Origin of the sequence: uncultured Rothia sp. (genome assembly GCF_937976295.1) — a bacterium.
Taxonomy (GTDB): Bacteria; Actinomycetota; Actinomycetes; order Actinomycetales; family Micrococcaceae; genus Rothia.
In genome coordinates, this window is record NZ_CALJRY010000388.1 from 1 (window position 1) to 5,457 (window position 5,457).

Consider the following 5,457-nt stretch of genomic DNA (forward strand, 5'->3'; position numbering starts at 1 on the left):
ATACCGGAGAGCCTTTTCTGTGCCTATATGCAGTTTGTTGCGACGGCTCGCGGACGATGCTCGCGGGGGAGTGCCCCCTCTTCAGCGCCCCAATAAGTGAATGGGTCAGCCGCCTTGAGGATGGAGACCCCGCCATTACGCATGTCCACTACGCCGTTAAGATTCAGTGCTGTTGAGGCTCAGCACCGCTACAGACGCAGCTGGTGCAGATAGCGTTCCGCCACCGCCTCCACCTGGTCCAAACCGCGCACACGACCCAGCGCCTCCGACCAAACATCAGCCTCACCGCCACCCACCGGGAAACCAGCCTCCGCCCACAACGCCGCCGTCATCGCACCCACCGAATCCGAATCCGAATCCACCGACACCGCACGGCACAACCCCTCAAACAAGGCACAACGCACCGTCGCCTCATCAGCCTCAGCCGGCAGGCTCTTCACAGCATCCGCCGCACACCAGAGCGCCACACCCAACAGCTCAGGCGCCGTCCAACCCGTACCAAAATGCTCCGCCACAGCCTCCGGAACCGGCACCACGCCCCGCTCCAGCAGGTCGACGGCACGACTCAGCGCCGCCGCCGTACGCGAAGCATCACCCGGAATCGAATCATCCGCCGCCACCGAACCACACCACGACAGCACACGACGCGCCGCCTCCAGCAACGCGTCAAACGAGCCGGACGGGGATGCCAACAAATCGCGGATGAGCAGCGCGTATGCCGCCGCTGACACTAAAGCCTCCGGGTGGCCGTGCGTCAACGCCGCCGCACGCACCGCCAACAAAACCACCGTGCGCTCCTGAGCCACCGGCAACAGCCCCAGAGCCGCCGAACGCACCAGCGCACCACTACCCAAAGCATCAGGATTCAACGACTTCGACACCAACTGCATCTCACCCGAACCCAACGCCCGCAACGTCGCCGCACCCGGACCACGACGAGCCGTCAACTCCGCAGACCCATCAATCTCACGATCCAACGAAAACGGCGCCGACTCCGGCAGAACCTCACCAATACCGCGGAACCACCGCAAATACGCCAACCACAGACACGCCAACTCATCCGCCGCCGCGCCCTCATTATTCCACTCCAAAACCTCCGTCAGGCCGTCCAGGGTGAAACACGTCAGCTGCGTATCATCACTGACCAGCAGCTCACCAAACGCCGAATCCCACGGCTTAGGGGCGAGCTCCGCAATCTGCTCAGCCGACAACAACTCCAATGGATAACCCAGCGCATCACCCAACGCAGACGCACGCAACATGCCGCGCACCCTGCCCGCAAACTCAGCCGAAACCTCAGGTGCACGCGTGAACTCAACAGAAGAAAAACTCATAGGGCGATTATCCCATGTGCGTTTAGGATGCGGAGGGTAGGGTTACAAGCGGCTTTGCGCTCATGCTCGCGGGGGAGTGCCCCCTCTGCGGCGCTGGGGCGCCTTGAGGACGGAGCCCCCGCTCCGCGTGAGTGCCTGCGCCGCGGGTTGAGCACCTGCGCCGCTGTGGGGTCCGAACCGCAAATGACGAACTGTGAGGCGCAAAACAAGACGCAGTGCCATACTGAAACCATGAAGATTCTGCACACCTCCGACTGGCACCTCGGCCGCACCTTCCACCGCAGCCCCCTCACCCGCGAACACCAGCAGTTCATCGACGAACTGCTCAACTACGTGCACGCCGAAGGCATCGACACTCTCCTCATCAGCGGCGACGTCTACGACAGCACCATCCCCACCGCCGAAAGCACGACTCTGCTCGACCAGGCCCTCACCCGCCTCATGCGCGCCGGCGTGCAAGTCATCCTCAGCTCCGGCAACCACGACTCCTTCCGCCGCCTCAGTTACGGCGCCGCCTTCTTCGAAGCCTCCGGCGTGCACCTACGCACCACCCTCGAAGACGCCACCCGCCCCGTCGAACTCACCGACGGCACCCAGCGCGTACACGTCTACGCTATCCCCTACCTCGCGCCGCGCCTGCACGCCACCGCCCTCGGCGTAGACCCCACCCACCAGGCAGTCCTCGGTGCCGTCACCGACGCCATCCGCGCCGACGCCGCAGAACGTCACACCCGCGGCGAAGGCGCCGACCGCATCATCGTCATGAGCCACGCAACCGTCAGCGACACCGCCAGCAACGCAGACGCCACACCCCGCAGCGACTCCGAACGCGACATCAGCGTCGGCGGCATCGACTGGGTACCCGCCTCCCTCTTCGACGGCTTCGACTACGTAGCCCTCGGCCACATCCACAAGCGCTACCCCGTCACCCACACCATCCGCTACAGCGGCTCACCCCTCGGCTTCTCATTCAGCGAAGAACACAACCGCAACGGCGCCTACCTCATCGAACTCGACCCCGGCGAAGAACCCACCATCAGCAGCCACGAATGGGCAACCCGCGTGCACATGAAAACCCTGCGCGGCACCATGGACCAGCTACTCAACAGCCCCGAACACACCGCCTACGAGCACGGCTACTACTGCCGCATCGAACTCACCGATGAAACCCTACCCGTCGGCGCCGTCGACCGCCTGCGCAGCCGCTACGAAACCATCTCCCACTTCAGCTACCGCAGCACCCAACCCGCCACCGACAAACCCACCGTCGCACCCCCCACCCGCGACGCCGACCCCGTCGAAACCTTCGACCAATTCCACCAATACGTACGCAACCGCCCCCTCACCAGCGAAGAACGCGACGTCATCACCACCCTCAGCGACCACATCAAAAGCCACAAGGACAACGCATGATCCTGCACAACCTCGAATTCGAAGCCTTCATGGCATACCCCAAGCGCCAAGAAATCAACTTCGACACCCTCAACAACGCCGGCGTATTCCTGCTCAACGGTCCCACCGGCGCCGGTAAAACCACCATCCTCGACGCCATCTGCTACGCCCTCTACGGCGAAACCAGCAGCGACCGCGAATCCGCCAAACTGCACTCCACCTACGCGGCACACAGCGGCACCAAACCGCGCGTGCTGCTCGACGTCACCCTCCACGGCAAGCGCCTGCGCATCGACCGCACCCCCGCCTACAACAAGCCCATCACCCGCGGCGCCCGCAAAGGCCAGATGCGCGAAGAAAGCGCCAAAGCAACCCTCGCCGAACTCGCCCCCGGCGCCGACCCCGCCGACGAAAAAGCCTGGACCCCCATCTCCAGCAGCGTCGCCGAAGTCAACCGCACCATCGCCGAACGCACCCACCTGACCAAAGAACAATTCCTCAAAGTCGTACTCCTGCCGCAGGGCCAGTTCGCGCAATTCCTCAAGTCCAAGCCCAAAGAACGCAAAGAACTGCTCAAAAAGATGTTCCCCGTCGAACACTACGAGCAGCTCTTCGCCGCCCTCACCGAGGAAGCGAAAACCGCCCAGCAGGAAGTCGCCCAGGACGAAAACACCCAGCGCGGCTACCTGGAACGTGCCCGCGTAGAAATGCTCGCCCTGCAGGCGCTCCTGGACGCTGCGGACCCGAACATTGAAGAGGCTGCGGAGGCGGAGGAGGAGACTTCCGAAACCTTCACCGCCGAGAACGTCACCGCCGAAACCCTCGACGCATGGGTCGCCGGCGGAGTAGAACACTCCCGCGAAACCTTCGCGCGCGAAAAGCAGGAACAGCAGCGCCTTACCGACGAAGCCGACCGGAACACCCGCCTGCTCGCCGAACGCGCCCAGCTGCAGGCCGATTGGCGCGAATACGAGCAGCTCTGCGAGCGCCGCACCCGCCTGACCGAACGCGCCGACGAGCACAAGGCGCAGCGTGAAGAGCTGGCGCAGGCGCGTGCCGCCGCGCCCCTGCACGCACAGTACGCGCAGGTCCACGCCGAATCGCAGGCGCTCACCGCCCGCCAGCAGGAGCAGGAGGTGTGCGCCTCTGAGCTGGATGAGACCGGCCGCGCCCTGCTTGCGGCACTCCGCGACGAGGATACTTCGCCGGAGGTCACCTTCCCCGAAGAGACCACCTTCGCCGCGCTCCCTTCCCACGATCCCGCCGAACAGCAAACCCAGCTCGAGGCGCTCCTCGACACCCTGCGCGCCCTGCAGAAGAAGGACGCGCAGCTTACCGAAGAGGAAGCCGCCGCAGCCGCCCTGCTGAAGCAGGCCAACTCCCTCGAACAGGACAAGGCGCGCGCCGAAAAGACGCTGAGCGACCTCACCGCCCAAGCCGAGCAGCTTGCCGAAGAACTCGCAGGCTACAGCACCGCCGACGAGGAACGTACCCTCGCCGCGCACCTGGTCACCGAGGCGCAGCAGAAGCACGACGCCGCCCAGCAGATGCAGCAGAAGCTGGATGCCGCCTCCGCCGCGGTCGCCGCAGCCCAGAAGCAGAGCAAGCGCACCGCCACCGCCGAGCAGAAGGCGCAGGAAAAGTGGCAGGCTTCGGCTCAGCAGGCGCTCGCCGCGACGGAGGAGTTCAAGAACCTGCAGGTACTGCGCCTCGCCCAGGCGTCCTCCCTGCTGGCGCGCGAGCTCAAGGACGGCGAACCCTGCGCGGTCTGCGGCTCGGTCGAGCACCCCGCCCCCGCGCAGATTGCCGAGGGCGAGCAGCTGGTTGAGCGTGCCGACCTGGACGCCGCCAAGGAGCGTGAAGACAAGGCCCACCAGCAGGCGCGCACCCACGAGCGGGCTAAGGACCGGGCGACCAAGGCACATCAGGAAGCCTCCGAGGCGCTTGCCGCCGCCCGCACCCAGTACGAGACCCTGGTGGCTCAGGGGGAGTGCGATGTTGAGCAGACTGCCGCCCAGCTGCAGCAGGCGCAGACCCGCCTCGCGCAGGCTCAGTCGCGTGTGACCGCGCGTGACGGCGTGCTGGTGAAGGTTGAGCGGGTGCGCGTTGAACAGCAGAAGGCTCAGGAGGCGCTACGCACCATCGAGGGCGCGGCGGTTGAGGCTCAGACTCGTCACCGTGACGCTGCGGCGCGCTGTGAGGCGGCTGCGGCTGAGTTGGCGCCTGCTCGTGCGGCGGTGGGTTTTGCGCAGCGTGTTGAGGCTGTGGAGGGCTACCGTGCGGCGCATCAGCGTCTTTCTCGTGCGGTGCTGCTGCTGGGGCAGGCGCGTGAGCGTCACGCTCTGGCGGCGGCGCAGGCTGAACGTCTGCTGGCTGAGTCTTCGTTTGAGAGCGCCGAGCTGGTGCAGGCGGCGGTGCGCACCCCCGAGCGTGTTGATGCTCTGGAGCAGACTGTTGCCGCGTATGAGGTGGAGCATGCCCGCCTCCTTGAGGGCTTTGGTCGTGAGGCGATTGTTGCGGTGGCGGCTCGTGCCGCTGCCGGTGAGCAGGCGCCGGATGATCTGCAGGGTGTGCGTGAGCAGGTTGAGCAGTTGCGTGCGGCGGCGCACCGTTTGACTCTTCGTGAGGGTGAGCGGGAGAGCGTGCTTCGTTCTTTGCAGGCGCTGCGTGCCGAGTATGCGGCGTTCCGTGCGCAGACGGCGCAGCGTTATGACCGTGCGCAGATGCTGGC

Annotated in this window: 3 protein-coding genes; 2 read left to right on the forward strand and 1 reads right to left on the reverse strand. The window is 65.5% G+C overall.

Going from position 1 to position 5,457, the window contains the following annotated elements; translation table 11 throughout:
• Positions 1–188 precede the first annotated feature (188 nt).
• Positions 189–1,334 (reverse strand): ADP-ribosylglycohydrolase family protein, encoded by a 1,146-nt coding sequence (locus tag Q0216_RS10265; protein WP_298595173.1) that lies wholly within the window; start codon positions 1,332–1,334, stop codon positions 189–191.
• A 231-nt stretch (positions 1,335–1,565) separates the two neighbouring features.
• Between Q0216_RS10265 and Q0216_RS10270 the strand changes: the two genes are divergently transcribed.
• Both Q0216_RS10270 and Q0216_RS10275 read left to right on the forward strand, forming a co-directional pair.
• Positions 1,566–2,747, forward strand: a complete 1,182-nt coding sequence (locus tag Q0216_RS10270) for an exonuclease SbcCD subunit D C-terminal domain-containing protein (protein ID WP_298595176.1) — start codon at positions 1,566–1,568, stop codon at positions 2,745–2,747.
• On the forward strand, positions 2,744–5,457 hold a 2,714-nt coding region (locus Q0216_RS10275; protein WP_298595179.1), incomplete at its 3' end, for an SMC family ATPase. The genes Q0216_RS10270 and Q0216_RS10275, both read left to right, overlap by 4 nt.

Bases quoted from the DNA above. Each gene is read 5' to 3' on its own strand.
- Q0216_RS10265 (WP_298595173.1), bottom strand. From the start codon at position 1,334: ATGAGTTTTTCTTCTGTTGAGTTCACGCGTGCACCTGAGGTTTCGGCT.
- Q0216_RS10270 (WP_298595176.1), top strand. From the start codon at position 1,566: ATGAAGATTCTGCACACCTCCGACTGGCACCTCGGCCGCACCTTCCAC.